At 74.5% G+C, this 22818-nt stretch carries 23 protein-coding genes; 16 read left to right on the forward strand and 7 right to left on the reverse strand.

The features are described 5' to 3' along the window. Positions 1 to 20: 20 nt before the first annotated feature. From ACQEVS_RS31290 to ACQEVS_RS31305, 4 genes are all read left to right on the forward strand, one after another. Positions 21 to 1526, forward strand: a complete 1506-nt coding sequence (locus ACQEVS_RS31290; protein WP_433026372.1) for an FAD-binding oxidoreductase — start codon at positions 21 to 23, stop codon at positions 1524 to 1526. Positions 1527 to 1628: 102 nt separating this feature from the next. Further along, the gene (locus ACQEVS_RS31295; RefSeq protein ID WP_433026375.1) at positions 1629 to 2135 is read left to right on the forward strand and encodes a cupin domain-containing protein; all 507 of its coding nucleotides are present in this window, start codon (positions 1629 to 1631) and stop codon (positions 2133 to 2135) included. Between the two features lie 35 nt (positions 2136 to 2170). Continuing rightward, a complete protein-coding gene (locus ACQEVS_RS31300) occupies positions 2171 to 2719 on the forward strand; it encodes a flavin reductase family protein (protein WP_433026378.1) in 549 nt (182 codons plus the stop codon). Between the two features lie 65 nt (positions 2720 to 2784). Further along, on the forward strand, positions 2785 to 3207 hold the full coding sequence (locus ACQEVS_RS31305) for a nitroreductase family deazaflavin-dependent oxidoreductase (protein ID WP_433026381.1): 423 nt from the start codon (positions 2785 to 2787) through the stop codon (positions 3205 to 3207). Positions 3208 to 3231: 24 nt separating this feature from the next. On the opposite strand, the gene sigJ is transcribed toward ACQEVS_RS31305, so the two are convergent. After that, entirely contained in the window at positions 3232 to 4233 is a 1002-nt protein-coding gene (gene sigJ, locus ACQEVS_RS31310) for an RNA polymerase sigma factor SigJ (RefSeq protein WP_433026384.1), read from the reverse strand. A 205-nt stretch (positions 4234 to 4438) separates the two neighbouring features. Between sigJ and ACQEVS_RS31315 the strand changes: the two genes are divergently transcribed. Both ACQEVS_RS31315 and ACQEVS_RS31320 read left to right on the forward strand, forming a co-directional pair. Beyond that, positions 4439 to 5068: a hemerythrin domain-containing protein gene (locus tag ACQEVS_RS31315; RefSeq protein WP_433026387.1), complete on the forward strand. Its 630-nt coding sequence runs from the start codon at positions 4439 to 4441 to the stop codon at positions 5066 to 5068. A gap of 239 nt (positions 5069 to 5307) precedes the next feature. Beyond that, positions 5308 to 6276, forward strand: coding sequence for a helix-turn-helix domain-containing protein (locus ACQEVS_RS31320; protein WP_433026390.1), 969 nt, complete (start codon positions 5308 to 5310; stop codon positions 6274 to 6276). A gap of 57 nt (positions 6277 to 6333) precedes the next feature. Here the strand turns inward: ACQEVS_RS31320 and ACQEVS_RS31325 are convergent, their stop codons facing one another. Next, positions 6334 to 7620: a cation:proton antiporter gene (locus ACQEVS_RS31325; RefSeq protein ID WP_433026393.1), complete on the reverse strand. Its 1287-nt coding sequence runs from the start codon at positions 7618 to 7620 to the stop codon at positions 6334 to 6336. 564 nt (positions 7621 to 8184) lie between these two features. Here ACQEVS_RS31325 and ACQEVS_RS31330 point away from each other — a divergent pair. The 5 genes from ACQEVS_RS31330 (at position 8185) to ACQEVS_RS31350 (ending at position 12147) form a co-directional block, all read left to right on the forward strand. Continuing rightward, on the forward strand, positions 8185 to 8385 hold the full coding sequence (locus ACQEVS_RS31330; protein WP_433026396.1) for a hypothetical protein: 201 nt from the start codon (positions 8185 to 8187) through the stop codon (positions 8383 to 8385). Between the two features lie 51 nt (positions 8386 to 8436). Beyond that, a complete protein-coding gene (locus ACQEVS_RS31335; RefSeq protein WP_433026399.1) occupies positions 8437 to 8610 on the forward strand; it encodes a hypothetical protein in 174 nt (57 codons plus the stop codon). Between the two features lie 150 nt (positions 8611 to 8760). After that, positions 8761 to 9687, forward strand: coding sequence for a PrsW family intramembrane metalloprotease (locus tag ACQEVS_RS31340; RefSeq protein WP_433026402.1), 927 nt, complete (start codon positions 8761 to 8763; stop codon positions 9685 to 9687). A gap of 89 nt (positions 9688 to 9776) precedes the next feature. After that, a complete protein-coding gene (locus tag ACQEVS_RS31345; protein ID WP_433026405.1) occupies positions 9777 to 11447 on the forward strand; it encodes a sensor histidine kinase in 1671 nt (556 codons plus the stop codon). A gap of 46 nt (positions 11448 to 11493) precedes the next feature. Continuing rightward, positions 11494 to 12147, forward strand: coding sequence for a response regulator (locus ACQEVS_RS31350; protein WP_004941055.1), 654 nt, complete (start codon positions 11494 to 11496; stop codon positions 12145 to 12147). Between the two features lie 31 nt (positions 12148 to 12178). On the opposite strand, the gene ACQEVS_RS31355 is transcribed toward ACQEVS_RS31350, so the two are convergent. Then, positions 12179 to 12829 (reverse strand): alpha-ketoglutarate-dependent dioxygenase AlkB, encoded by a 651-nt coding sequence (locus ACQEVS_RS31355; RefSeq protein ID WP_433026409.1) that lies wholly within the window; start codon positions 12827 to 12829, stop codon positions 12179 to 12181. 200 nt (positions 12830 to 13029) lie between these two features. Between ACQEVS_RS31355 and ACQEVS_RS31360 the strand changes: the two genes are divergently transcribed. Then, entirely contained in the window at positions 13030 to 14202 is a 1173-nt protein-coding gene (locus ACQEVS_RS31360; RefSeq protein ID WP_433026412.1) for a serine hydrolase domain-containing protein, read from the forward strand. 23 nt (positions 14203 to 14225) lie between these two features. On the opposite strand, the gene ACQEVS_RS31365 is transcribed toward ACQEVS_RS31360, so the two are convergent. Next, positions 14226 to 14870, reverse strand: coding sequence for a hypothetical protein (locus ACQEVS_RS31365; RefSeq protein WP_433026415.1), 645 nt, complete (start codon positions 14868 to 14870; stop codon positions 14226 to 14228). A 147-nt stretch (positions 14871 to 15017) separates the two neighbouring features. Next, positions 15018 to 15599, reverse strand: coding sequence for a TIGR03086 family metal-binding protein (locus tag ACQEVS_RS31370; protein WP_433026418.1), 582 nt, complete (start codon positions 15597 to 15599; stop codon positions 15018 to 15020). Between the two features lie 655 nt (positions 15600 to 16254). Between ACQEVS_RS31370 and ACQEVS_RS31375 the strand changes: the two genes are divergently transcribed. Continuing rightward, positions 16255 to 17124, forward strand: a complete 870-nt coding sequence (locus tag ACQEVS_RS31375) for a universal stress protein (RefSeq protein ID WP_433026421.1) — start codon at positions 16255 to 16257, stop codon at positions 17122 to 17124. A 271-nt stretch (positions 17125 to 17395) separates the two neighbouring features. On the opposite strand, the gene ACQEVS_RS31380 is transcribed toward ACQEVS_RS31375, so the two are convergent. Beyond that, on the reverse strand, positions 17396 to 18625 hold the full coding sequence (locus tag ACQEVS_RS31380; protein ID WP_433026424.1) for a PP2C family protein-serine/threonine phosphatase: 1230 nt from the start codon (positions 18623 to 18625) through the stop codon (positions 17396 to 17398). Continuing rightward, a complete protein-coding gene (locus tag ACQEVS_RS31385) occupies positions 18622 to 20289 on the reverse strand; it encodes a sensor histidine kinase (RefSeq protein WP_433026427.1) in 1668 nt (555 codons plus the stop codon). The genes ACQEVS_RS31380 and ACQEVS_RS31385 overlap by 4 nt, the downstream gene beginning before the upstream one ends. Positions 20290 to 20410: 121 nt before the next feature. On the opposite strand from ACQEVS_RS31385, the gene ACQEVS_RS31390 reads away from it, so the two are divergent. From ACQEVS_RS31390 to ACQEVS_RS31400, 3 genes are all read left to right on the forward strand, one after another. Further along, positions 20411 to 20782 (forward strand): hypothetical protein, encoded by a 372-nt coding sequence (locus ACQEVS_RS31390; protein ID WP_433026430.1) that lies wholly within the window; start codon positions 20411 to 20413, stop codon positions 20780 to 20782. After that, positions 20782 to 21216, forward strand: a complete 435-nt coding sequence (locus tag ACQEVS_RS31395; protein WP_433028094.1) for a response regulator — start codon at positions 20782 to 20784, stop codon at positions 21214 to 21216. The genes ACQEVS_RS31390 and ACQEVS_RS31395 overlap by 1 nt, the downstream gene beginning before the upstream one ends. Positions 21217 to 21606: 390 nt before the next feature. Beyond that, positions 21607 to 22788, forward strand: a complete 1182-nt coding sequence (locus ACQEVS_RS31400; RefSeq protein ID WP_433026433.1) for an Ig-like domain-containing protein — start codon at positions 21607 to 21609, stop codon at positions 22786 to 22788. The last annotated feature ends 30 nt before the right edge of the window (positions 22789 to 22818 follow it).

Genomic DNA, 22818 nt, shown 5'->3' on the forward strand with positions numbered 1-22818 from the left:
ACCGAGAGGACCCTGATCCGATGATCGGCCGAAGAGCGGTGCTGGGCGCCGCGACCGCCGTCCCCGCGGCCCTCGCGCTGCCCGCCGCCCGGGCGGGTGCCCGCGACACCACCCCCTGGGAGCGCCTCCGCCGCCTGCTGCGCGGCGACCTCGTGCTCCCCGGCGACGCGGGCTACGCCACGGCCCGGCAACTGGACCTCGCCCAGTTCGACGGCATCGCCCCGCGAGCCGTCGCCTACTGCGCCGGGCCCGAGGACGCGGCGCTGTGCCTCGCGTTCACCCAGGACCACCGGCTGCCGCTCGCCGTGCGCAGCGGCGGGCACAGCGCCGGCGGCTACTCCACGACCACGGGACTCGTCCTCGACGTGTCCCGGCTGAACCGAATCGCCCTCGACGGCCGCACCGTCACCCTGGGGGCCGGCGCGCAGAACGTCGACGTCCTCACCGCGCTGGCCCCGCACGGGCTCGCGGTCGTCGGCGGCGCCTGCCCGACCGTGGCGGCCGGCGGCTTCCTCCAGGGCGGCGGCCTCGGCTTCCTCACCCCGCGCCTCGGCATGGCCTGCGACGCCCTGGAGTCCGCCGAGCTCGTCCTCGCCGACGGGCGGACCGTCACGGCCTCGGCGGCCGAACACCCCGACCTGTACTGGGCGCTGCGCGGCGGCGGGGGCGGCAACTTCGGCGTCGTCACCTCCTTCACCGTCCGGCCGTCCGCCCTGTCCCAGGTGTCCACGGCCCGCCTCGGCTACGCGTACGGGGACGCGCTCGACATGCTCGACGGGTACGCGCGCTGGCTCGCCGACGCGCCCCGCGACATCGGCGGCGCCGCGGTCGTCGGCCTCGCCGACGCGGCGCCCGGCACCCCGCCCGTCCCCTGGATCCTCCTGGTGTCGACCGGAGGGCCCGCGCGACTGGCCGCGGAGACGGACCGGTTGGCGTCGCTCACCGGCGCGCCCGCCTCCCGCGACCTCGCCACGCTGCCGTACCGGGACCTGATGCTGGGCGTCTACGGCTGCGCCGCCGGGCCCGTCGAGCAGTGCCACCGGACCGGCACCTCACCGCAGGGCCGGCTGCCCAGGACCGCCTACGCGGTGGAGCGCAGCCGGCTGTTCCGCGACCCGATGCCGCGCGACGGCTGGGCCCGGCTGCTGGCCCTGTTCGAGACCGGGCGGGCGGCCGGGCAGAGCCACCAGTTGCAGGTGCTGCCGCTCGGCGGGGCGGTCGGGGACCTGGGCCGCGGCGACACCGCGTTCGTCCACCGCGACAGCCGGTTCACCGTCAACGTCCAGGCGTTCGCGAGCCGGGGGCCCGTCACCCGGGAGCAGGAGGACGGCATGCGCCGGTGGGCCGACGCCGGCTTCTCCGTCCTCGACCCGCACTCCGCGCGGGAGACGTACCAGAACTTCGTCGACCCCGCGCTGCGCGACTGGCGGCGGTCCTACTACGCGGAGAACCTGCCGCGGCTCGTACGTGTCAAGCGGGGCTACGACCCGCACCGGGTCTTCACGTTCGCCCAGGGCATCGCCTGAGACCCGTCCGGGGCATCGCCTGAGACCCGTCCGGGACTCGCCTGAGATCCAGCCCGGGGCATGGCCTGACCCGCCCCGGGCACCGCCTGAAAGGGGACCGTCATGACGGAGCAGCCGGACGAATGGGCGCCGCGGGAGAAAGTCGTCCGCCGGGAGGACGTGGAGCCGATCACCTGGGGCGGCGCGGAGTCCGCGCGGATCCTGCTGGGCGCCCGGGACACCGGGGGGCTCTACTCGTACTACGAGGTCTCCGTACCGCCCGGGCAGAGCTCGGTGTACCACCTGCACCACCACATGGACGAGTGCTTCCACGTCGTGGAGGGCACGTTCGAGATCACGGTCGGCGACCGGGTCCACCGGGCGCCGGCCGGGACCGTGGTGTTCGGCCCCCGCGGGGTGGCGCACGCCTTCCGCAACACCGGCGCGGACACGGGCCGGATGCTGTGCACCGCGACGCCCGGGGGCATCGAGGCGTTCTTCGAGGACCTGCGGGACCTCGTGGCCTCCTACCCGCCGCCGCGGTGGGCCAACATGCGGCAGCTCGCCGCCGTGCACGGGATCGTCGCCCACGCGCCCGAGGGCGCCCCGCTCGCCGACGACGTCCTCTGACCCTTCCCCGTCCGCACCACCTGTGAGGAGTTCCCATGCCACCTCCGGAGAACCCGGCGATCACCCGTACGGATCCGGTCGACGCGCGGATGCTGCGGACCGTCTGCGGCCTCTTCGTCACGGGCGTCACCGTGATCACCAGCGGCCGGGACGGCACCGCCGGCGGCACCACCGTCAATTCCTTCACCTCCGTCTCCCTCGACCCGCCGCTCGTGCTGTTCTGCCTGCACAAGCGGTCGCGGCTGCGGCCCGTGGTCGAGGAGAGCGGGGCGTACGTCGTCAACTTCCTCGCGGGCCGGCACGCATCGCTGGCCCGCTCCTTCGCGTCCCGCGACGCCGCGGTGATCCGGAGCGTGTCCAGCCACCCGTCCGTCACCGGGGTGCCCGTGCTGAGCGAGGCGCCGGCCTTCCTCTCCTGCGAGCTGGCCGACACCTTCGACGGCGGGGACCATGCCATCTTCCTCGGCCGGGTCGTCCAGCTGGGCGTGGACCGCGAGAACCAGGACCCGCTCGTTTTCTTCCGCGGCACGCTGGGCGCGCTGGAGGAGGAGGCCGCGGGGCTGCACCCGATCTTCGACGGATGACGGGCTCCGACGGACGACGGCCCGCCTTCGCGCGCATCACGAACCCCACAGGAAAAGGAGCTCCCATGGCCCCCACGACGTCCGCCCCCACCGCCCGGCGGCGGCTCGCCCGGTTCAACCGCGCCCTCGCCAACCGCGTGGTCGCGCCCGTCCTGACCCGGCTGCCGGGCTTCGGCACCGTCCTGCACCGGGGCCGGAAGTCGGGGCGCCCCTACGGCACCCCGGTCAAGGTCTTCCGCGCCGGGGACGCGTACGTCATCTCCCTGCCGTACGGGCCGCGTTCGGACTGGGTCAGGAACGTGCTCGCCGCCGGCGGGTGCGAGCTGGTCACCCGGGGCCACCGGGTGCGCCTCACCGAACCCCGGCTGTACCAGGACCGGGTCCAGGCCGGGATCCCGGCCCCGATCCGCGCCGTGCTGAAGCGGCTCGGCTGCCACGACTTCGTCGAGCTGCGCCCCGCGTCCGGGCGGCGCCGGCCCCGGGGGTGATTCCGGCGGCGCCGACCCGGGAGGTCAGTCCGCCCGGCCGCCCTCCGCCTCCGGCTCGGTCCCGTCCCCGTCCTCGGCGCGCGGGATCCGGGTCAGCTTGTCGGGGTTGGTGACGGCGTAGATGCCGCGCACCTGGTCGCCCCGGGTGTTGAGGTCGAGGACGAGGACGACGTAGGGGGAGTCCTCGGAGAACACCACGGCCGCGGGGTCGCCGTTGACCGCCCGGTAGCGGACGTCCAGTTCGCCGGGGCGGCGGCCGGCGTAACCGGCGAGGAGCCGGACGACCTTGTCGCGCCCGGTGACCGGTCGCAGTCCCGCGGCCCGCACCTTGCCCCCGCCGTCCGTCCACATGGTGACGTCCGGCGCCAGGATCTCCATCAGGTCCGAGAGGTCCTCGCCGAGCGCCGCCGCCAGGAACCGCTCGGTGACCTGCCGCTGCACCCGCGGATCGGCCTGGAAGCGGGGCCGCCGGGCGTGCACGTGCTCCCGCGCCCGGTGCGCCAGCTGCCGGACGGCCGCCGGCGAGCGGTCCAGGATGGCCGCGATCTCGGTGTGGGCGTACCCGAACACCTCGTGCAGCACGAAGACGGCCCGCTCCAGCGGGCTGAGCGTCTCCAGGATCACCAGCAGCGCCATGGACACGGACTCGGTCCGCAGCGCCCGGTCGGCGGCGTCCGCGGTCTCCGTCGTCTCCGGCGCGTGGGTGAGCAGCGGCTCCGGCAGCCACGAACCGACGTACGTCTCCCGGCGGTCGGTGAGCGTCGCCTGCCGGGCCAGCGCCTGGTTCACCGCGATGCGCACCAGGTAGGCGCGGGGGTTGTCGATCGGCTCGGCGTCCTGCCGGCGGCTGCGCCGCTCCCACGCCAGCCAGGTCTCCTGGAGGACGTCCTCGGTGTCGGAGACGCTGCCGAGCATGTTGTAGACGATCGAGAACAGCAGTTCCCGGTAGCCGACGAAGACCTCCGTGGTCTCGTCGTCCGCCGGGGCGCCGAAACCGGCGGCCCCGGACGTCGGCCTGTCGGACATGCGCGGACCTCCCGTGTGACGCGTTCACCGACTGGGATGCCGTCCGCCGCCCCGGGTGTGACACCGATCCGCGCGATTCCGCGAAATGTGGCGTGTGTCACAACCGTGCGCGGCCGTGTCACATCCGGCCGCGCCCGAAGCCTCCTCCCCATGACGGCCCCCTCCGGACCCCATGAAGAACGCGCTACGAAAGGCACACCACACCATGGCAGTTGAGCGGAAGACGCCGCTGGACTTCACCAACATGTACGCGACGCACGACGCGTTCCGGCGCGACCTCGACCGGCTCGTCACGGCGGTGGGGGAGGGGCGGACCGGCTCCGCCGGTGTGCGCGCGGGCTGGGAGAACTTCAAGAAGCAGCTCCACATCCACCACACCGTCGAGGACGCCGAACTGTGGCCCCGCGTCAAACGCGCGGTCGCCGGACGACCCAAGGACCTCGCCCTGATGGCCGAGATGGAGGCCGAGCACGCCGAACTGGACCCGCGGCTCGACGCGGTGGACGACGCGCTGGCCCGCGGCCGCGCGGAGGGGCTCGCCGAGCTCGTCGGCACCCTCTCCACCGTCCTCCGCGACCATATGGAGCACGAGGAGAAGAGCGCCCTGCCCCTCATCCAGGAGGTGCTGACGGCGAAGGACTGGGACGCCTTCCGCGGCGGCATGGCCCGCGCCCAGGGGCCGCGCGGCGCGGCCGTCTACGTCCCCTGGGTCTGCGACGGCGCGCCGGACGAGGAGCGGGACCGGTTCCTGGCCGGCATGCCCGCCCCCGTGCGGATGCTCAACCGTGCCTTCTGGGAGGCCGGTTACCGCAAGAAGGGCTTCTGGAAGGGCTGAGCGGTCCGGCGGGCGGTGGCGGCCGGTTCCCCCCGCCGCCACCGCGTCCCCCTCTGGTCCGCTGGAAGCCGACGGCGTACCGTGCGGCGGAAGGGAGGCGGGCACCCCCGTGGTCCGTCCCCCGCCCGTACCCGATCGGGTACGACGCCGGCCCGCCCCCAGCATGGGGCGGGAGCGGCGCGGCGGTATTGGACGGATGCGCACTTCCGGGGCGCCCGTCGTCCACGAGGTCTGGGGGGATGGCGCTGAGCACACGGCGGTACGCGCAGCCGTGGGGCAGGATCCTGGTCGCCTCGCGGCGGCCGCACCCCGCCCTCCGCGGCACGGTGGTCGAATACCGGGCCTTCACCATCGACCCGGCGCGGCGGCTGGCCTGGCTGGAGACGCCGATGGCGCTGCCCGCCATCTACCTGAGCATCGGGGAGACCGGCCGGCGGTACGACCCGCCGGGGTGCCCGACCGCCGTCTACGCCGCCCGGACCAGCGCGCTCCGGTTCGTCCCGCCCGGACCGTGGGAGGGCGCCCAGGTCATGCTGACGCTCGACGGCGCCACCCGGCTCCTCGGGCCGCGCTTATGGGAGTTCGCCGACGTGCTCCCGGACGCCCGGGACGTGCTCGGCCGGCGCCTGCGCGACGTCCCCGAACGGCTCGCCCTCGCCACCTCCTGGGACGCCCGGTTCGCCGTCCTCGACGAGGTGTTCCTCGGCCTCGACGCGTCGTACGAGGGCCGGGTGCCCGCCCCGCTGGCCTGGGCGTGGGAGCGGCTGCTGCACGACGGCGACGGCACCCGGATCGCCGACCTCGCCCGGGAGACGGGCTGGAGCCGGCGCCGGCTCCAGCAGGCGTTCCAGCGCCACGTGGGCGTCGCGCCCCGGGACGTCGCCTCGATGACGCGCTTCCGCCGCACCCTCGAAACGCTGGCCCGGGCGCCGGCCGGACTGCCGCACGCCGCCCTCGCCGCGCACTGCGGCTACTACGACCAGTCGCACCTGATCCGGGAGTTCAAGGCCGTCACCGGCCTCACCCCCGGCGCCCTGCGCGGCGCGCCCATCCTGGTGCACCCGGCCGTCGGCGGCGCCGCGTACCGGCACGCCTCGGTCGTCGTCGGCGATCCCGAGGGGCCGCCGGCCTCCGGCGGAGCGGCCGCGCGGGTCCCGGACGCTCCCGGGGCCCCCGCGGCCCCGCCGCCCGCCGGCCTGCCGCGCTAGGCCGCGCAGGCGGTGCGTCGGGCCCGTTCGCGCGGTCGAGGCCGTGTCGCACGCGGTCTACGTGTCGGCGGCCTTGCCGGACAGCGGCCGCCCGGCCCCCGCGCCGCCGGACGTGCGCTGCGCGGGCGGGCGCGGACGCCCGCGGTCCCGCCGGTCGATGAGCGACAGCAGCGGTCCGGTCATGGCCGTGGTCGCCAGGGCCATGACGACCATCAGCGAGTACAACGGCCCGTCCAGCAGCCCCAGTTCCATCCCCACGCCGAGGATGACGAGCTCGGTCAGCCCCCGGGTGTTCATCAGGGCGGCCAGGCTCGCCGCCGGACCGCCGGCCAGCCCCTGCGACCGGGCCCCGGCGTAGGTGCCGCAGAACTTGCCGCCTATCGCCACGGCCAGGATGGCCAGAAGCTCGACGGCCCCCCGCGCCCCGACGCCCCGCAGATCGACCTTGAGGCCGGCCACCACGAAGTAGACCGGCAGCAGCAGGGCGGTCAACTGCTCGGTGCGGACCGCCAGTTCCTCCCGTACGCGGTCGCTGCCCTCGCGGGGCAGCGCGGCGCCGAACAGGAACGCCCCGAAGATGTAGTGCATGCCCATAGCCTCGGTCGCCGCGGACGACAGGAGCGCTCCGGTCACGGCGACGGCGAACGCGCGGGAGGTCGGCGCGCCGTCCGGCCCGGCGGGACCGAGCGCCCGGCGCAGCACGGGCCGCAGCAGCACCAGGGCCGCGACGAACGGCAGCAGCAGCACCGCCCGCCAGTGCCCCTGCCCGCCCGGTCCGCCGACGGCCGCCTGCACGGCTGCCAGCGCCGACCAGGCGACGACGTCCACGACGGCAGCCGTCGTCAGGGCCAGCCCGCCGGCCTCGGTCCGGGCCAGCCCGCGGTCGGTGAGGATCCGCGCCAGCACCGGGAAGGCCGTCACCGACACCGAGAGGCCCACGAACACCACGAACGCGGCCCGCTGGTCGGTGGGATGACCCCGCAGCAGGTAGAAGGCGAGCCCTAACCCCAGGACGAAGGGCACCAGCGTCGACCCGAGCGCGGCACCGGCCGTGACCCGGGTGCGCCCGCGCAGGACCCGGTGCTCCAGCTCCAGCCCGACGGTGAACATGAACAGCGCGACGCCGATGTTCGCGAGCGCCGACAGGAACGGCCGTACGTCCGCGGGAAACAGCCGTGCGGCCGGGGCCGCGCCCAGCAGGCTCGGCCCGAGGAGCACCCCGGCGAGGATCTCGCCGACGACGGGCGGCTGACCGACCCGCGCGGCGACGGCGCCCAGGGCGCGGGCCAGGACGAAGATCAGGGCGAGATCGAGGAATAGCCATTGGATGTTCTGACTCGTCATGCACGTTCCCCCGTAGTGATTCCGTGCGGTGAGTGGCTCGCGGGTCAGGCTACCGGCAGCGGGTGGCGCCGAGAATGCCTGTCGCACGACAACGGGGAAATTCCGGGGTGGCGGGGGAGGGGGAATTCCGGGTGGCATCGGGGTTTTGGTTCGATGGCGCCCAGAATGGACGGTTCCCGGGTGGCGGGCGTCGGCACGGCCGCGGAAAAGTGAAATACCGCCGGAATGCGGACGGCGTGAACAGGCTCGGAGTGACCGCCTCGGCAAAGGACCGAGCGAGGAAACGGAATTCGCCGGGCAATACCCTCGCGGGGGATAGTGGAATGAGTCGGCACACTACTCCCGACGCGGCCCCCCGCAAGGCCGGTCGCCGTCTCCGACGAAAAAGGGAAGACCCCGCTCCCCCTTGTTTCCCGGCCGGTAACGGAGGCGTCGGCGGTACTCCGGCCACCGCGCCGGGGGCGCGGTGCGGTGCCTACGCTGGACGGGAGCGGAAGGGAGGTTTCCGCCGCCCCCGCCCGGACAGGCGTACCGGCCAAGCGATCACTCGACAGGGGAGGCCCGATGACCAAGAACCCCCAGCAGAGTGCCCTGCGACGCAGCGGCAAGGGCGCCACCAGCCAGGACTCCGCCGCCGCCAAGGCGGATGTCGACCGCAAGGTGGGCCCCGGCGGCCCGGAGCGGGCCCACGGCACCGACAAGGGCGCCAAGGGCGGCGGCCGCGGCGGCGGCGTCCCGCCCGGCCAGCGGCCCGACCATCCCTGAGCCCCCGACACCGAAGCCCCCACCGGAACCGGAGGAAGGAACGCCACGGTCATGCAGCGGCAGAGCGACAAGCACAGCCCCAAGAAGGACGACCAGCTCAAGAAGGAACTGCGGGCCCAGACCCGCACCGGCCGCCCCACCCGCTCGGAGGAGTGGCGCGAGCCCGAGGCCCTGACCCGCGACGAGGAGACCGCCCCGGAGCGGCGCCCCGGCCGCGACACCTGACCCCCACCCGAACCGTGGCGGCCGGGCCCGGGGAACCCTCCCCGCCCGGCCGCCGCACGCCCGCGCCACCGGCCGCCCACCCGGAACGGCCCCTCACCCGGACGGCGTGCAGCGCGCGCGACGCGCCGCGGGCCGGGGTCCGATGAGGGCATGCCGCACCCGGGACCCCCGCCGCCCCTCGCCCCGACCCCCGTCCGCCCGCCCTCCGGCGCGCCGCCGAGGCTGTGGGCGCGCTGCCTCGGCGGCGGACTGGCCCTGTGGGTGCTGGCCGTCCTCGTCACCTGCGCCACCCAGAACACCAACCTGCTCCCCACCCTGATCCTCCTCGGCAGCTTCCTCGTCCCCGGCTGCTTCGCGTTGTGGGCCTGCGAGCGGTACGGGCGTGAGCTCGGGACCGGACTGCTGCTCGGCTGCTTCGTCGTGGGCGGGGTCCTCGGCGTCCTCGGTGCCTCCGTCCTGGAGTACTACCTGCTGTACCCCTCCGTCCCCCTCTTCCTCGGCGTCGGCCTGATCGAGGAGGCCGTCAAGGGGCTGGCGCTGGTCCTGCTCGTACGGCGGCACCGCGCGGTCCGGGGGACGCGGGCGGGCCTGGTGCTCGGCGCGGCGGTCGGCTTCGGCTTCGCCGCCTTCGAAAGCTCCGGTTACGCGTTCAACGCCCTGTTCACCGTGCGCGGCACCATCTCCCTGCGCGGCCTGGTCGAGACGGAGGTGCTGCGCGGGCTCCTCGCACCGTTCGGGCACGGCCTCTGGACGGCGATCCTGGGCGGCGCGCTGCTCGGCGCCCGCCGCGCCGACGGGCGGTTCCGCCTCACCGGCGGAGTCGTGGCGACCTACCTGGGGGTCGCGGTGCTGCACGCGCTGTGGGACGCGGTCAACGGGATCGCCGTCTGGCTCGTCTACCGGCTCACGGCCACCGGCGCCGAGCGCGCCCTCTTCGAGTTCGGCTACCTGCCGCGCCCCACCGACCGGCAGAAGCACCTCTACACCCTGTTCTCCGACGGCGGCCTGCTGCTGGTGGCGCTCGCCGGGGTGGCCTGGCTGCTGTCCCGGACCCGCGCGGCCCGCCGCGCCCCCTGAGCCGCCCCCTCGAACATTCGCCTTTCGGCGACGTGACCGGCGACTTTCGGCGAACGCGCCGGGCGCGCGCCCCCGCCTAGGCTCTCGGCATGCGTGTGATCAGCAAGGCCCGTGACGTATGGGCGAGGTTCGTCGGACCGGGGCAGTGGACGTGGCGGCGGGTGGTGGGGGAGTCCTTGCTGGCCGCCCTCATGGCGCTGCTCGCGGGCGCCCTGGAGTACGACACCGGGCAGGGCTGGCTCCTCACCGTCCTCTTCGCGGTCGTCACGGCCGCGCTCTCGCTGGCCCGGCGGGTCCTGCCCGCCACGTCCCTGATCGGCGTCGCCGCCCTCACCGGGGCGAACGAGGCCGGGCTGCTGCCGCTGCTCGCCGTGGTCGCCTGGTCCGCCGGCCGCAGGATCGAAGGGGCCCTCCGGGCGCTCGCCGTCTGGGCGGCCGCCCTCGCCGCGTTCGAGTCGCTCGTGCTGTGGGACCAGTCGCCGCTGTCGCTGGTCGGCCTCTTCCTCATCCTGCTGTTCCTGTTCACCACCCTCGTCCCCGGCCTGGCCGGCCGCTACTCGTCCCAGCGGCGCGCCCTGCTCGACACCCTCCGGGAACGCAACGCCCAACTGCTGCGCGAGCGGCGGATGGTCGTGGGACAGGCGCGGATGCGGGAGCGCCAGCGCATCGCCCAGGACATGCACGACAGCCTCGGCCACCAACTGGCCCTCATCGCCGTCCAGACCGGCGCCCTGGAGGTCTCCCACGGACTGAGCGACCAGCAGCGCGAGGCCGTCGGCGTACTGCGCCAGGCGTCCGTCGCCGCCATGCACGAACTCCGGGCCGTCGTCGGCGTCCTCAAGGACGGCACGCCCGAGGACGAGCGCCCCGGCGGCGTGGCCGGCATCGACGGACTGGTGGAGGCCGCCGAGGCCGCGGGGACCCCGGTGCGGCTGGTCCGGTCCGGGGATCCCCGCCCGCTGGGCGCCGCGGCCGACCACGCGGCCTACCGGGTCGTCCAGGAGGGGCTGACCAACGCGTTCAAGCACGCCCCGGGCGCCGAGCTCACCGTCGGACTGCACTACGAAGCCGACTCGCTGGTGGCCGAGGTCGTCAACGGGCCCCCGCCCGAGGGCGCCGCCCGCCGGCCCGCCGCCGTCAGCGGCGGACAGGGCCTCACCGGCCTCCGCGAACGCGCCCGGCTCGCCGGCGGCATGGTGTACGCCGGACCTCTGGAGGACGGCGGCTTCCGGCTCGCCGGACTGCTCCCGTACCATCCGGCCCCCGACGGCGCCGGAACCGAGGCGTCCGACGACGCCTGGCCGCCGGCCGATGACCTCGCGGGGGACGGCCTGCCCGGCGCCCCCTGGGCCGACCCGCGCGAGGAGCTCAAGACCCTCGTCGGGATGCGCCGCAGCAGGGGCTGCCTGGCCGGCTGCGGCGTCGGCCTGCTGGTCCTGCTCGGCCTCGGCGTGCTGGTCGCCGTCGGCGTCGTGGCCCTCCTCGAGGCACTGGACAAGTCGCAGGTCGAGCCGGGTACCTACCGGGACATCAGGGTGGGCAGCTCCGAGACCGAGGTCCGCGACCGGCTGCCCTCCGGACGGTCCTTCCTGACCTCCGGCCTGGACGGCAAGGGCCCCGCCGCGCCCGCCGGCGCCCGGTGCCTGTCGCTGCTGTCCACCGACTCCCCGAAGGACATGGACAAGGACCGTGTGTACCGCTTCTGCTTCCGGGACGGGAGACTGATCGAAAAGCGCGAGTTCGTCGTCAGAAACGACTAGTGAGCGTGCATGTGGTGACCCTCCGACCGACCTGCTGGAGACTTGCGTGATCCGCGTCCTCATCGCCGACGACGAGCCGCTCATCCGGGCCGGCATCAGGATGATCCTCACCTCGGCCGACGACATCGAGGTCGTGGCCGAGGCGCCCGACGGCAGGGAGGCCGTCGAACTGGCCCGCCGGCACCGGGTGGACGTCGCGCTGGTCGACATCCAGATGCCCGTCATGGACGGCCTCACCGCCCTGGCCGAACTGGGCCGGACCGCGCCGGAGGTCCGGGTCCTCGTCCTCACCACGTTCGGCCAGCGTGAGAACGTGCTGCGGGCACTGCGCGACGGCGGGGCCGGCTTCCTGCTGAAGGACTCGGCCCCCGGCGAGCTCATCGGCGCCGTCCGCGCCGCCGCCGCGGGCAACGCCTACCTGTCACCCGCCGCCACCCGGCACGTCGTCGACTCGTTCGCGTCCGCCCCGGCCGAGGAGCGCGGCGAGGAGGCCAGGGCCCGCGTCGCGGCCCTCGGCGAACGCGAACGCGCGGTGCTCGCCCTGCTCGGCGAGGGACTGTCCAACGCGGACGCGGGCCGGCGGCTCCACATGAGCGAGGCCACGGTCAAGACCTACGTGAGCAGGATCCTGGCCAAACTGGGGTGCGGCAACCGGGTGCAGGCGGCCCTCATCGCGCGCGACGCCGGCCTGGGACGGTAGGTCGGCCGCTCCAGGGCCGGGCGCGGCCCGCTCACGCCACTCCGCTCGGCCGGAACTGCACGCTGATCCGGGGCCCGACCGCCCGGGCGGTCTTCGGTATCGCGTGGTCCCAGGTGCGCTGGCAGCTGCCGCCCATCACCAGCAGGTCGCCGTGGCCCAGCGCCCGCCGGACGCGGGCCGGGCCGCCGCCGCGCGGCCGGAGCAGCAGCGGGCGCGGCGCGCCCAGGGACAGGATCGCCACCATCGTGTCCTCCGCCGAGCCGCGGCCGTGGCGGTCGCCGTGCCAGGCGACGCTGTCCCGGCCGTCCCGGTAGAGGCACAGGCCGAGCGTCCGGAACGGCTCCCGCAGCTCGGCCGCGTAGTGCGCGTCCAGCGCGTTCCGGGCCGCCGCCAGGGCGGGGTGCGGCGGCTCGTCGCCCTCGCCGAAATAGGCGAGCAGCCGGGGGACGGCCACCTCGGCGTCGTACATGTGCCGCCGCTCGGCGCGCCACGGCGCGCCGGTCAGCAGCGCCTCGAACAGCGGGTCGGAGCCGCTCAGCCAGCCGGGGAGCACGTCGATCCAGGCCCCGGACCCCAGCTCCGTACGGCACGCCTCGGCGAGCGGACGTCCGAGGCGGATCTCGTCCGCCGTGTCGAAGAGCGAGCCCTGGAGGGCGACGGCGGGTACGGAAGGTGCGGCCATCCCTCCACCGTACGTCGCGAAGTCGACATATCGCTTTTTCCGGGGTCAGTGGTGAGTGAAGCGGACATACCGCATACGTGAGGGCGCGCAAAGTGGCTCGAATTCGCCGCCTTGCAAAGGATCTCTTTACCTATACTTCACTCGCCCATGATCATTCCGACGTCACTCCCACCGGGGTGACGGGACGGCGAGGATGTGCAATGCCGAAGCTCTCACTCCGGATACGTGGCAAGGCCCTCGGGTTCACCGCCGCACTGGCGGTCGGGGCCGCCGCCCTGACGGGACCCGCGACCGCCCAGCCCGTCACCGAGACCAAGGGGTCGCACCAGCAGACGCAGCAGGCCCTGAACGCCCTCCAGGCCGCCGGGATGCCGGGCGTCGCGGCCGGGACCCTGGGCCCGGAGGGGGAGTGGTTCGGCTCCGCCGGCTACGCCGACACCTCCACCCAGCGCAAGCGCACCGCCCAGGACCACATCCGCGCCGGCAGTATCACCAAGACCTTCGTCACCACCGTCATCCTCCAGCTGGAGGCCGAGGGCAAGCTGCGCCTCGACGACTCCGTCGAGCGCTGGCTCCCGGGCCTCCTCCAGGGCAACGGCTACGACGGCAACAAGATCACCATCCGGCAGCTCCTCAACCACACCAGCGGCGTCCACGACATGGTCGAGACCCCGGAGTGGCGCGCGTACATGAACGGCCCCGGCTTCCTCGAGCACCGCTACGAGTACCGCTCGCCCGAGCAGATCGTCGCCATGGGCCTCAAGTACCCGCCCTACTGGGCGCCGGGCGGCGGCTGGCACTACTCCAACACCGGCTTCGTCATCGCCGGCATGATCATCGAGAAGGCCACCGGCAACCCCTGGGCCCGCGAGGCCGAGCGGCGCATCGTCAAGCCCCTGGGGCTGCGCGAGACGACGTTCCCCGGCACCGACCCGAAGATGCCCGCCCCGCACGCCGTCGGCTACTCCAAGCTCTACGCCGAGAAGCCCGGCCCGGAGGTCTACGACGCCACCGAGTACAACCCGGCATGGTCCGGCGCCACCGGCGAGGTCATCAGCACCACCGGCGACCTCAACCGCTTCTACAGCGCCCTGCTGCGCGGAAAGCTCTTCCCCAAGAAGCAGCTCGACGCCATGCTCACCACCGTCAAGACCGGACAGCCCTTCGAGTACGGCCTCGGCATGATCGTCCGTTCGCTGTCCTGCGGTGTGAAGGTGTACGGCCACGACGGCATCGTCTGGGGATCGCTCACCAGCACCGCCGTCACCCGGGACGGCAAGCACGCGCTCACCTTCCAGCTGAACGGCGACTGGCTGGAGGACGGCAAGCCGTACGACGACATGTTCCCGGCCGAGTTCTGCGCCAAGAACTGAGCCCGTGCCCAGGGGGACGAGAGTTACGCGGGGTCCCGCCGGTCGCCCGCCAGCAGCAGCTGGGGCACCTGCGTGAACCGCCACCCCGTCCCCTCCCGGGTGAACACCCACACCAGGTCGTAGCGGTCCCCGGGCCACTCGCGCGGCGGGGCCGGACGCACCCGGCCCAGGCCCGCGACGATCCGCGTGATCCGGCGGTGCTCCCACGACACCAGCGTCGCGCCGTGCCGCGCGGCGAGCTCCCTCGCCAGCGCGGCCTCCTGGCCCTGCCCGTACGAACCGTCGACCGGCTTCCCCAGCCGGGCCGCGAGCGGCGCCACCGTCTCGGCCGGACGCAGCCCCTTGCCGGAGCCGTGCGCGTCCGCCGCGTAGACGGCGTCCGGGCGGCGCAGCCCCGGCCGGACCGGCGCACCGCCCTCCGGGGCGAACAACGGGACCAGCGCGCCGGCCCGCTGCCAGCCGCGCACCAGCAGGGCGTGCGCGTTCCGCACCCCGTCCTCCGTGACACCGAACGGCGGCTTCCCGCCGCCGTCGCCTTCGTCCGGCTTCTCCGCATGGCGGATGATCATGACGGTGTCGGCGCCGGCCGCCGTCCGGGGCGCCGCCTCCGGGGCGGGCGCCGCGTCGCCCCCGCCGCACGCGGCCACCACCGCGGTACAGACCACCACCGCGACACAGACCGCTACCGCGGCGCAGACCGTCGCTGCTGGCCGCCGGCGGCCGGCCCACCGTAATCCGTGCTCGGACATGCGCCCCTTATACCCGGCCGGGGGACGGCCGGGCCAGAGTGCGGCGCCCGCCCGGCACCGGGGACGTCACACCGCGCGCCCCAGCCGTGCCAGCAGCCGCGTCCAGTCGTCCGCGCCGGGCGGCGCCGGGACCGGGGCGCCGAACAGGCCGGTCGGCGACATGTCGTCCCCGTACGAACCGAACACCTGCCCGGCCGCCGCCACCAACGGCTCCGGCGGGCGCTCCGCCGCGCCGATGGCCCGCGACAGGTCCCAGGAGTGCACGACGGCGTCCGCCGTCATCTCCGCGCAGTAGTCCTCCACGGACGTCTCCCCGTACGACAGCCGCACCGTGCGCTGGAGCGCACCCCGGGCGCCGAACGCCGCGACGGCGGCCTCGGCCGCCGCGTCCCAGACGGCCGACGGATCGTCCCCGAGGACGTCGCCGTCCAGCTCGTCGCTGACGTCCTCGGCCGAAGCGCCGTCCAACAGGCGCGGCACCCACAGCTGTTCAGCCGTGAGGTGGTTCACCAGGTCGCGCACCGTCCACTCCGAGCACGGCGTCGGCGCGTCCCACTGGCGCGGCCGGACGGCGTGTACCCGCTCACCGAACAGGGCCAGCGCCTCCCGGTGCCGGGCCCGCAGCGTGCTCCGTGAGTCCTTGGTCATGCCTCCATGCTCGGCGCGGCCGCCGCGCACCGCGAGCGCGGCGGGGCGCCGGCCACGCCGGCCGGTGTTTGCGCGGGGGCGGGCCCCCGCGCCCCTGAAGCGCCCTGCGGGCGCTGTCCTCAAGCGCCGGACGGGCTGGTCGGCCTGCCGGGCCGTCCGGGTTTCGTCATCGGTGCTCGGTGTTTCGCCGGCCGGCCCCGGCGTGCGCCCGCTCGCGGCCGGCCGCGGGCTGTTCCTGCGCCGGGCGGGCGGGCCGGTGCTTCTGCGGGGCTTCCGCGCCCCTGAAGCGCCCTGCGGGCGCTGTCCTCAAGCGCCGGACGGGCTGATTGGCCTGCCCGGGCCGCCCGGGGTCCGTCATCGGCGCGGTCCTTCGCCGGCTGCCTCGCCGTGCCTCGTTTGTCGTCGGCCGCGGGCCGCCTGGTCCCGTCGGACGCCCGCGCGAGCCACCGGTCGTCGCCGGTCCGCCGGGCGGCCGGGCCCGTCGGCCCGCGCCGCTCGGGGGTCAGCAGGCCGTGCGGCGCGGCACCTCTCCAGCGGCCCCGGCGGCCCCCGGCCGCCCCCGCGTCGGCCGAACGGACCAGTCGCCGTTCGCGGCCCTTGCCCGGTGGTGCGAGGGTGGCGAGAGGGCGGCGTGGGGGTGAGGAGGTGGGTGGTGATGGAACTTCCGCTGGTCGTGGGCGTCGACGGGTCCGCCGGCAGTCTGCGGGCCCTCGACTGGGCCGTGGACGAGGCGGCCCGGCACGACGCGCGGCTGCACGTCGTCTACGCCTCGCTGTGGGAGCGCTACGAAGGGCGCCTCCCGCCCCCGGACGGGCCCTCCGACGAGACCCGGGCCGAGGAGACCGTCGCCCCCGCCGCCGCGCGGCACGCGCGGGAACGCGACCCGTCCGTGCGCGTCCACGCCGAGACCGTGCCCGAGGAGGCCGTGAACGCCCTCGTCGAGGCGAGCCGGCACGCCGCCGCGGTGATCACCGGCCCGTCCGGCCGGGGCACCTTCACCGGCGTGCTGCTCGGCTCGGTCAGCCTCTCGGTGGCGGCCCGCGCCCACTGCCCGGTGATCGCCGTCCGCGGCTCGGAGGACGGTCTGCGCGGCTCCCGCGGCCGGGTGCTGGTCGGCGTCGGCGACAGCGCGGAGGCGCCCGCCGCCGTCCGCTTCGCGTTCCGGGAGGCCGCCGCCCGCGGCTGCGAGCTGTACGCCGTCCGGTCCTGGCGGCTTCCCGCCCGGCAGTCGGTGCTGCACTACCCGCTGCCCAGCGACGAGACCCTCGGCCAGGAGGAGCGGGCCGGCCGCGAGCTGCACGAGGCGCTGCGCGCCGCCGAGGCCGAGTACCCGGGGGTGACCGTGCGCGCGGTCACCGTCGAGGGCCCGGCGCACCGGACCCTCATCGCCGCCTCGGACGAGGCCGACCTGCTGGTGGTCGGTGCCGTCCGCCGGCAGCACGGGGGCGGCCTCCAGCTCGGCCGGGTCAGCCACACCGCCCTGCACCGGGCGGACTGCCCGGTCGCCGTGGTCCCGGCCGACTGACGCCCAGGCGGCCTCGGCGGACTGACGTCCGCGCGGCCGCGGTGGACCGACCGCCGCGCAGCGCCGGCGGACCGACGTTGCGCGGCCCCCCGGCGGACTGATCTCCGCGCAGCCGCGGTGGACCGACCGCCACGCAGCTCCGGCGGACCGACCTCGCGCAGCCCCCGGCGGACCGACCCCCGCGCAGCCCCGGTGGATCGACCGCCGCGCAGCCCCGATGGACCGACCTCGCGCAGCCCCCGGCGGACCGACTCCCGCGCGGCCCCCGGCCTCAGTCCGTCGGGCCCCAGTCCAGCCGGAGGATCGCCAGGTCGTCGGCGTGCCGTTCGGCGTTCAGGGCGCGGACGGTCCGGATGAGCCGGTCGAGCTGGCGGTCCGGCGGCTCCTGCGACGGCACCCGGTTCACCAGGTCGACGAGGCCCTCCGCGCCCAGCCGGTGCGACCCCGGGCCGTCGTGGCCCTCGATCAGCCCGTCCGTGTACAGCGTCAGCGCCCCGGACCGCGGCACCGCGAGCCGGGTGGCCGGCCAGTGGCACAGGCCCGGCGCTATGCCCAGGGCCACCCCGTGCTCCGCCGTGACCGGCCGGGTCGTCCCCTCCGCCGTGAGCAGCGGCTCGTGGTGCCCGGCCAGGTGCAGGACGGCGGTGGACTCCCGCAGGTCCAGGGTGAGGAGCGAGCAGGTGGCGAACATCTCGTGCCGGGTGCGCTCGGCCACCAGCATGCGTTCCAGCAGGTCCAGCAGCCGCTCGCCGCGGTGTCCGGCCAGGGTCAGGGCCCGCCAGGTGATGCGCAGGGCGACGCCCAGCGCGGCCTCGTCCGGGCCGTGCCCGCTCACGTCGCCGATGAGGGCGTGCACGACGTGGTCGTCGGTCTGGACGACGTCGAGGAAGTCCCCGGCCAGCAGGGCGCTCTCCCGGCCCGGCAAGTAGCGGGTGGTGGCGGTCACGGCGGGGGACTCCAGCAGCGGCGTCGGCAGCAGGCCGCGCTCCAGCCGGGTGTTCTCCTGCGCCCGCAGCTGGGTGGCCTGGAGCTCCGCCTTGGCCCGCTCGGCCTGCTTGCGGTGCACCGCGTAGTGCACGGCGCGCTGCAGCAGCTCCGGTTCGACCTGCCCCTTGACGAGGTAGTCCTGGGCGCCGGCGGTGACCGCCCGCACCCCGGCCTGCGACTCGGCCAGGCCGGTGAGCACGATGACCGCCACGTGCGGGTCGGCCTGCTGGACCGCGGAGACCGCGGCCGTGCCGGAGGCGTCCGGCAGGTGCAGGTCCAGCAGGACGCAGTGGGCGCCGTCCGCGACCAGCTCCGTGCGCGCCTCGGCCAGCGTCTTGCGCCAGATCAGGGTGTGGTCCAGCCCGGTGTCGGCCAGCAGCTCCTCCACCAGGAGGGCGTCCCCCGCGTCGTCCTCGACGAGCAGGACGCGGTAGTGCGGCGGGGCGGCGGACTCGGGACCGGGGAGCGCGCCGCCGGTCAGCCGCTCCGGGGCGTCGGACGTCTGCGCGGTCACGAGGCGGGCCGTCCGGTCCCGGCGGGCACCGCCGCCCCGGCCTCGTCCGCGTCCTGCGGCTCCGTGGCCGGCAGGGTGAAGACGACGCGGGCGCCGCCCTCCTGCTCCGGATCGACGGCGATCGTGCCCCCGTGGAACTCGACGATCTTGCGGCACATCGCCAGGCCGATACCGGTCCCCGGGTACGCCTCCCGGGTGTGCAGCCGCTGGAAGAGGGCGAACACCTTCTCCGTGTACTCCGGTCCGATCCCGATGCCGTTGTCGGTGACGGCGAACCGCCAGGCGTCGCCGTCCCGCTCGGCCGACACGTGGATGGCCGGGCGGCGGTCCGGGGAGCGGAACTTCACCGCGTTCGAGACCAGGTTCTGCCACAGCATGCCCAGCTGCGTCCGGTCGCCGACCACCGTGGGCAGCGGGTCGTGGGTGATCACCGCACCCGACTCCTCGACCGGCACGCTCAGCGCGTCCAGCGTCGTCTCCAGAACGGCCTCCAGGTCCACGGTGTCATGGTCGTTGTGCACCCGGCCGACGCGCGAGAAGGCCAGCAGGTCGTTGATGAGCACCTGCATGCGGTTGGCGCCGTCCACCGCGAAGGCGATGTACTGGTGCGCCCGCTCGTCCAGGCCGTCGCCGTACCGGCGTTGCAGCAGCTGGCAGAAGCTCGCCACCTTGCGCAGCGGCTCCTGGAGGTCGTGCGAGGCCACGTAGGCGAACTGCTCCAGCTCGGCGTTGGAGCGGCGCAGTTCGGCGGCCTGTTCGTCGAGCTGTGTGCGGGCCTTCTCGGTGAACTCCAGCTGGCCCACCATCCGCCGCCGCATCGCCTCCACGTCGCCGCTCAGCCGGCGCAGGTCGGCCGGGCCGGTGGCCGCGATGGAGTGCCCGAAGTGGCCCTGGGCCACCAGCCGGGCGTCCGAACCGAGCCGCTCCAGCGGGCCGGTGACTCCGCGTCGCAGCCCCTCGAAGATCAGGACGGCCACCAGGACGATCACCGCGGCGATGGCCGCGAAGACGCCGTTGCGCAGCCGGCGGGTGTCGGCGAGGTCGTCGCCGGTGTCGGCCCGTTCCTCGGCCAGGTGCCGCTGCTGCTCCTGGAGGGAGACGCGGACGGCGTCGAAGGGGCTCTTGCCGCCGCGGGCCTGTTCGAGGACCCGTGCGGCCTCGGGGCCCGGGGCCGCCGCGACCGGCCGGGCGACTTGGGCCTGCCACGCCTCGGCCCGGTCCAGCACCCGGTCCAGGTCCTCCCGGGCCGCCGGCTCGTCGCCGACCAGCCGGCGCAGCCGTGCGGTGGCCGCCTTCTCGTCGGCCAAACCCTGGGTGTACGGCTCCAGGAAGTCCCGCCGGCCCGTGAGGCCGTAACCCCGTACGCCCGTCTCCTGGTTCACCAGCGCGTTCTCCAGGCGCACGGCCTCGACCAGCGCCGGGGAGCGGACGTCCACCAGGTGGTCACTGATCGACGCCGTCCGGACCAGTGCCCAGGTCCCCACGGCGCCGAGCACCGTGAGCACCACCAGCGTCGAGCTCACACCGACGCGCAGCCACCGCCGCGTCGTCCAGCCCGGCCGGCCGGCCGGTGCCGGCGTACCGCCGGACCCGCCGTCGCCGGTGGGTCTCTCCGCCGGGGATTCCGGGGAACCGCCCTGTTGAGGAGCAGTTTCGACCGCCACGTTGTCCGCCTTCCGTCTCCGTTCCCCCGGGCTGCTTCCCCGGCACCTGGGCAGTCACACCGTATCGGTACGTGACAACAGTAGTTGTCGGGAGGGTGGTGCAGGACCTAGGGTGAGCGCCATGCCCGGCACCCACTTCTCCCCGCGCCTCGCCGAAAGCGAGATCTCCGCGATGGTGGAAGGAGCGCTCGCGGGCCTGGCCCACCGCCTGGCCCACCGGTCGTTCCGTCTGCTGCCCGCCGCCGACGGGCCCGCGGACCCCGACGGTGCCCGGGCGGAGGCCCTGGCCTACCTCCACATGCTGGTCCACCTGCAACGGGCGGTGCAGCGCCTCACGGACCGTGCGGCCGAGGAGGCCGCGCGCACCGGGGCCGGCTACCCCCAGATCGGGCGGGCCTGCGAGATGAGCCGTCAGGGGGCCCGCAACCGCTGGCCCGGCATCGTGCACGGCACCACCCACCAACCCCCGAAGCACACCGAGCGGAGCCGATGATGATGGCCGCCCCCGCGCGCCCCTACGACGTCCTTCTGGTGGAGGACGATCCGGCGGACGCGATGCTCATCAAGGAGGCGCTCCTCGAACACGGAGCCGCCCGCAACCTCACCCAGGTCCAGGACGGCATCGCCGCGCTGGACCACCTGCGCGACCCCGAGCGGCCCCGGCCGGACCTGATCGTGCTCGACCTGAACATGCCGCGGATGAACGGCCGGGAGCTGCTGGCCGTCCTCAAGGGGGACGAGGAGCTGCGCACCATCCCGGTCGTCGTCCTGACCACGTCCGCCGCCCCGGACGACGTGACCGACGCCTACCGGCGGTACGCGAACGCGTACGTCACCAAGCCCGTCAACCTCGACGACTTCACCCGCGCGGTGCGCAGCATCGACGCCTTCTACCTGGACACGGCCACCAAACTGCCGCGGCGGTAAGGCCGTTCCGGGCGGTGGCACCCTCCGGGCTCCCGGAGCCGGTGCCGCCGCTCCGCCGTTTCCGGGGGCGGGAACCGGAGGCGGCGCGGGGCGGCCGCGGCCGCCCGTACGCGCGCGGGCCGGGGCCGTCCGCGCGTACGCGGACCGCCCGTTCGTCCGCGCGCAGGTGGACCGCCGGTTCGCCCCCGCGTACGCGGATCCGGATCGTCCGCACACATACGGACCGGGATCGTCCGCACGATTCCCGCACAAATATCGTTTTTCCCAGGAACCGCTGCGGCGCCCAGCTCATCTGTACAGGTGAGGCGGGGGGTTGTCGTACTTTTTGGCTTTCTCGGACCGGCAGCGGAGCCGGGCCCGCCGCGGTCCCGCTGTCTTGGAGGTTTTCACGTGCACGTCGGGAAGGGCCGTCGCCCCGTCCTGCTGATATCCGCCCTCATGGGCTCGTTGGCGCTGTCCGCCTGTTCCGGGGGGTCCGGCGGTGGCTCCTCGGACGACGCGGGTCCCGCGGCCAAGGTGACCGTGAGCCCGGCGGCCGGCACCAAGGAGGTCAAGCTCGGCTCGCCGATCTCGGTCAAGGCCGACGGCGGCAAGCTGACCTCGGTGGAGGTGAAGGACGACAAGGGGGAGAACGTCGAGGGGAAGCTGTCCGGTGACGGCGTCACCTGGCAGTCGGCCGGCAAGGTCAAGCCGCAGACCACCTACACGGTGAAGACCGTGGCGGAGTCGGCCAAGGGCAAGAAGTCCGACGCGACCGCGACCTTCAGCACCCAGCAGGCGCCGAAGGTCAACAAGCTGACCAATACCCCGCAGAACGGGCAGACCGTCGGCACGGGCATGCCGGTCTCGATCCTCTTCGACCACAAGGTGGACAAGGACAAGCGGGCCGAGATCGAGAAGAACTTCAAGGTCACCTCCACCCCGCAGGTGGAGGGCGCCTGGGGTTGGGTGACCGACTACTCCGGCCAGGACCGCCTCGACTGGCGGCCCAAGACGTACTGGCCCAGCGGCACCAAGGTCAACGTCAAGGGCGCGCTCGCCGGCATCGACAGCGGTGAGGGCGGCTGGTTCGCCCGCGACTACGCCTACGGCTTCACCATAGGGGCCGACCACAAGGCCGTCATCGACGTCCCCGGCCACACGCTGACCATGTACGAGAACGGCAAGCCGGTCGGCAGCGTCAAGGGCTCCGCGGGCTCCCCGGAGGCCCCGACCCGCGGCGGCATCCACACGGTCCGCAGCAAGAACGCGGACGAGACCATGGACTCGTCCACCATCGGCTACGGCAACCAGTGGATGCTGGACGCCAAGTGGGTCACCCACATGACCGCCTCCGGCACCTTCCTGCACTCGGCGCCCTGGAACAACCAGATCGGCGTGGTCAACAACAGCCACGGCTGCTTCGGCATGACCACCGAGGACGCCAAGCGGACCTACGACTTCCTGCCCATCGGCTCCACCGTGGAGGTCAAGGGCACCACCAACACCGAGAAGACCGACGTGGGCAACGGCCTGGAGGTCTGGCAGGAGACGTGGGAGCAGTGGCAGAAGCGCAGCGCGCTGAAGGGCTGACGCGCTCCGCGCGCACGGCGCGTTGAGGAA

The sequence above is a fragment of the Streptomyces sp. CA-181903 genome (assembly GCF_050937075.1).
Classification (GTDB): Bacteria; Actinomycetota; Actinomycetes; order Streptomycetales; family Streptomycetaceae; genus Streptomyces.

Coding starts and splice junctions, on each gene's coding strand:
- ACQEVS_RS31290 (WP_433026372.1), top strand. CDS start 21: ATGATCGGCCGAAGAGCGGTGCTGGGCGCCGCGACCGCCGTCCCCGCG.
- ACQEVS_RS31295 (WP_433026375.1), top strand. CDS start 1,629: ATGACGGAGCAGCCGGACGAATGGGCGCCGCGGGAGAAAGTCGTCCGC.
- ACQEVS_RS31300 (WP_433026378.1), top strand. CDS start 2,171: ATGCCACCTCCGGAGAACCCGGCGATCACCCGTACGGATCCGGTCGAC.
- ACQEVS_RS31305 (WP_433026381.1), top strand. CDS start 2,785: ATGGCCCCCACGACGTCCGCCCCCACCGCCCGGCGGCGGCTCGCCCGG.
- sigJ (WP_433026384.1), bottom strand. CDS start 4,233: ATGTCCGACAGGCCGACGTCCGGGGCCGCCGGTTTCGGCGCCCCGGCG.
- ACQEVS_RS31315 (WP_433026387.1), top strand. CDS start 4,439: ATGGCAGTTGAGCGGAAGACGCCGCTGGACTTCACCAACATGTACGCG.
- ACQEVS_RS31320 (WP_433026390.1), top strand. CDS start 5,308: ATGGCGCTGAGCACACGGCGGTACGCGCAGCCGTGGGGCAGGATCCTG.
- ACQEVS_RS31325 (WP_433026393.1), bottom strand. CDS start 7,620: ATGACGAGTCAGAACATCCAATGGCTATTCCTCGATCTCGCCCTGATC.
- ACQEVS_RS31330 (WP_433026396.1), top strand. CDS start 8,185: ATGACCAAGAACCCCCAGCAGAGTGCCCTGCGACGCAGCGGCAAGGGC.
- ACQEVS_RS31335 (WP_433026399.1), top strand. CDS start 8,437: ATGCAGCGGCAGAGCGACAAGCACAGCCCCAAGAAGGACGACCAGCTC.
- ACQEVS_RS31340 (WP_433026402.1), top strand. CDS start 8,761: ATGCCGCACCCGGGACCCCCGCCGCCCCTCGCCCCGACCCCCGTCCGC.
- ACQEVS_RS31345 (WP_433026405.1), top strand. CDS start 9,777: ATGCGTGTGATCAGCAAGGCCCGTGACGTATGGGCGAGGTTCGTCGGA.
- ACQEVS_RS31355 (WP_433026409.1), bottom strand. CDS start 12,829: ATGGCCGCACCTTCCGTACCCGCCGTCGCCCTCCAGGGCTCGCTCTTC.
- ACQEVS_RS31360 (WP_433026412.1), top strand. CDS start 13,030: ATGCCGAAGCTCTCACTCCGGATACGTGGCAAGGCCCTCGGGTTCACC.
- ACQEVS_RS31370 (WP_433026418.1), bottom strand. CDS start 15,599: ATGACCAAGGACTCACGGAGCACGCTGCGGGCCCGGCACCGGGAGGCG.
- ACQEVS_RS31375 (WP_433026421.1), top strand. CDS start 16,255: ATGGAACTTCCGCTGGTCGTGGGCGTCGACGGGTCCGCCGGCAGTCTG.
- ACQEVS_RS31390 (WP_433026430.1), top strand. CDS start 20,411: ATGCCCGGCACCCACTTCTCCCCGCGCCTCGCCGAAAGCGAGATCTCC.
- ACQEVS_RS31395 (WP_433028094.1), top strand. CDS start 20,782: ATGATGGCCGCCCCCGCGCGCCCCTACGACGTCCTTCTGGTGGAGGAC.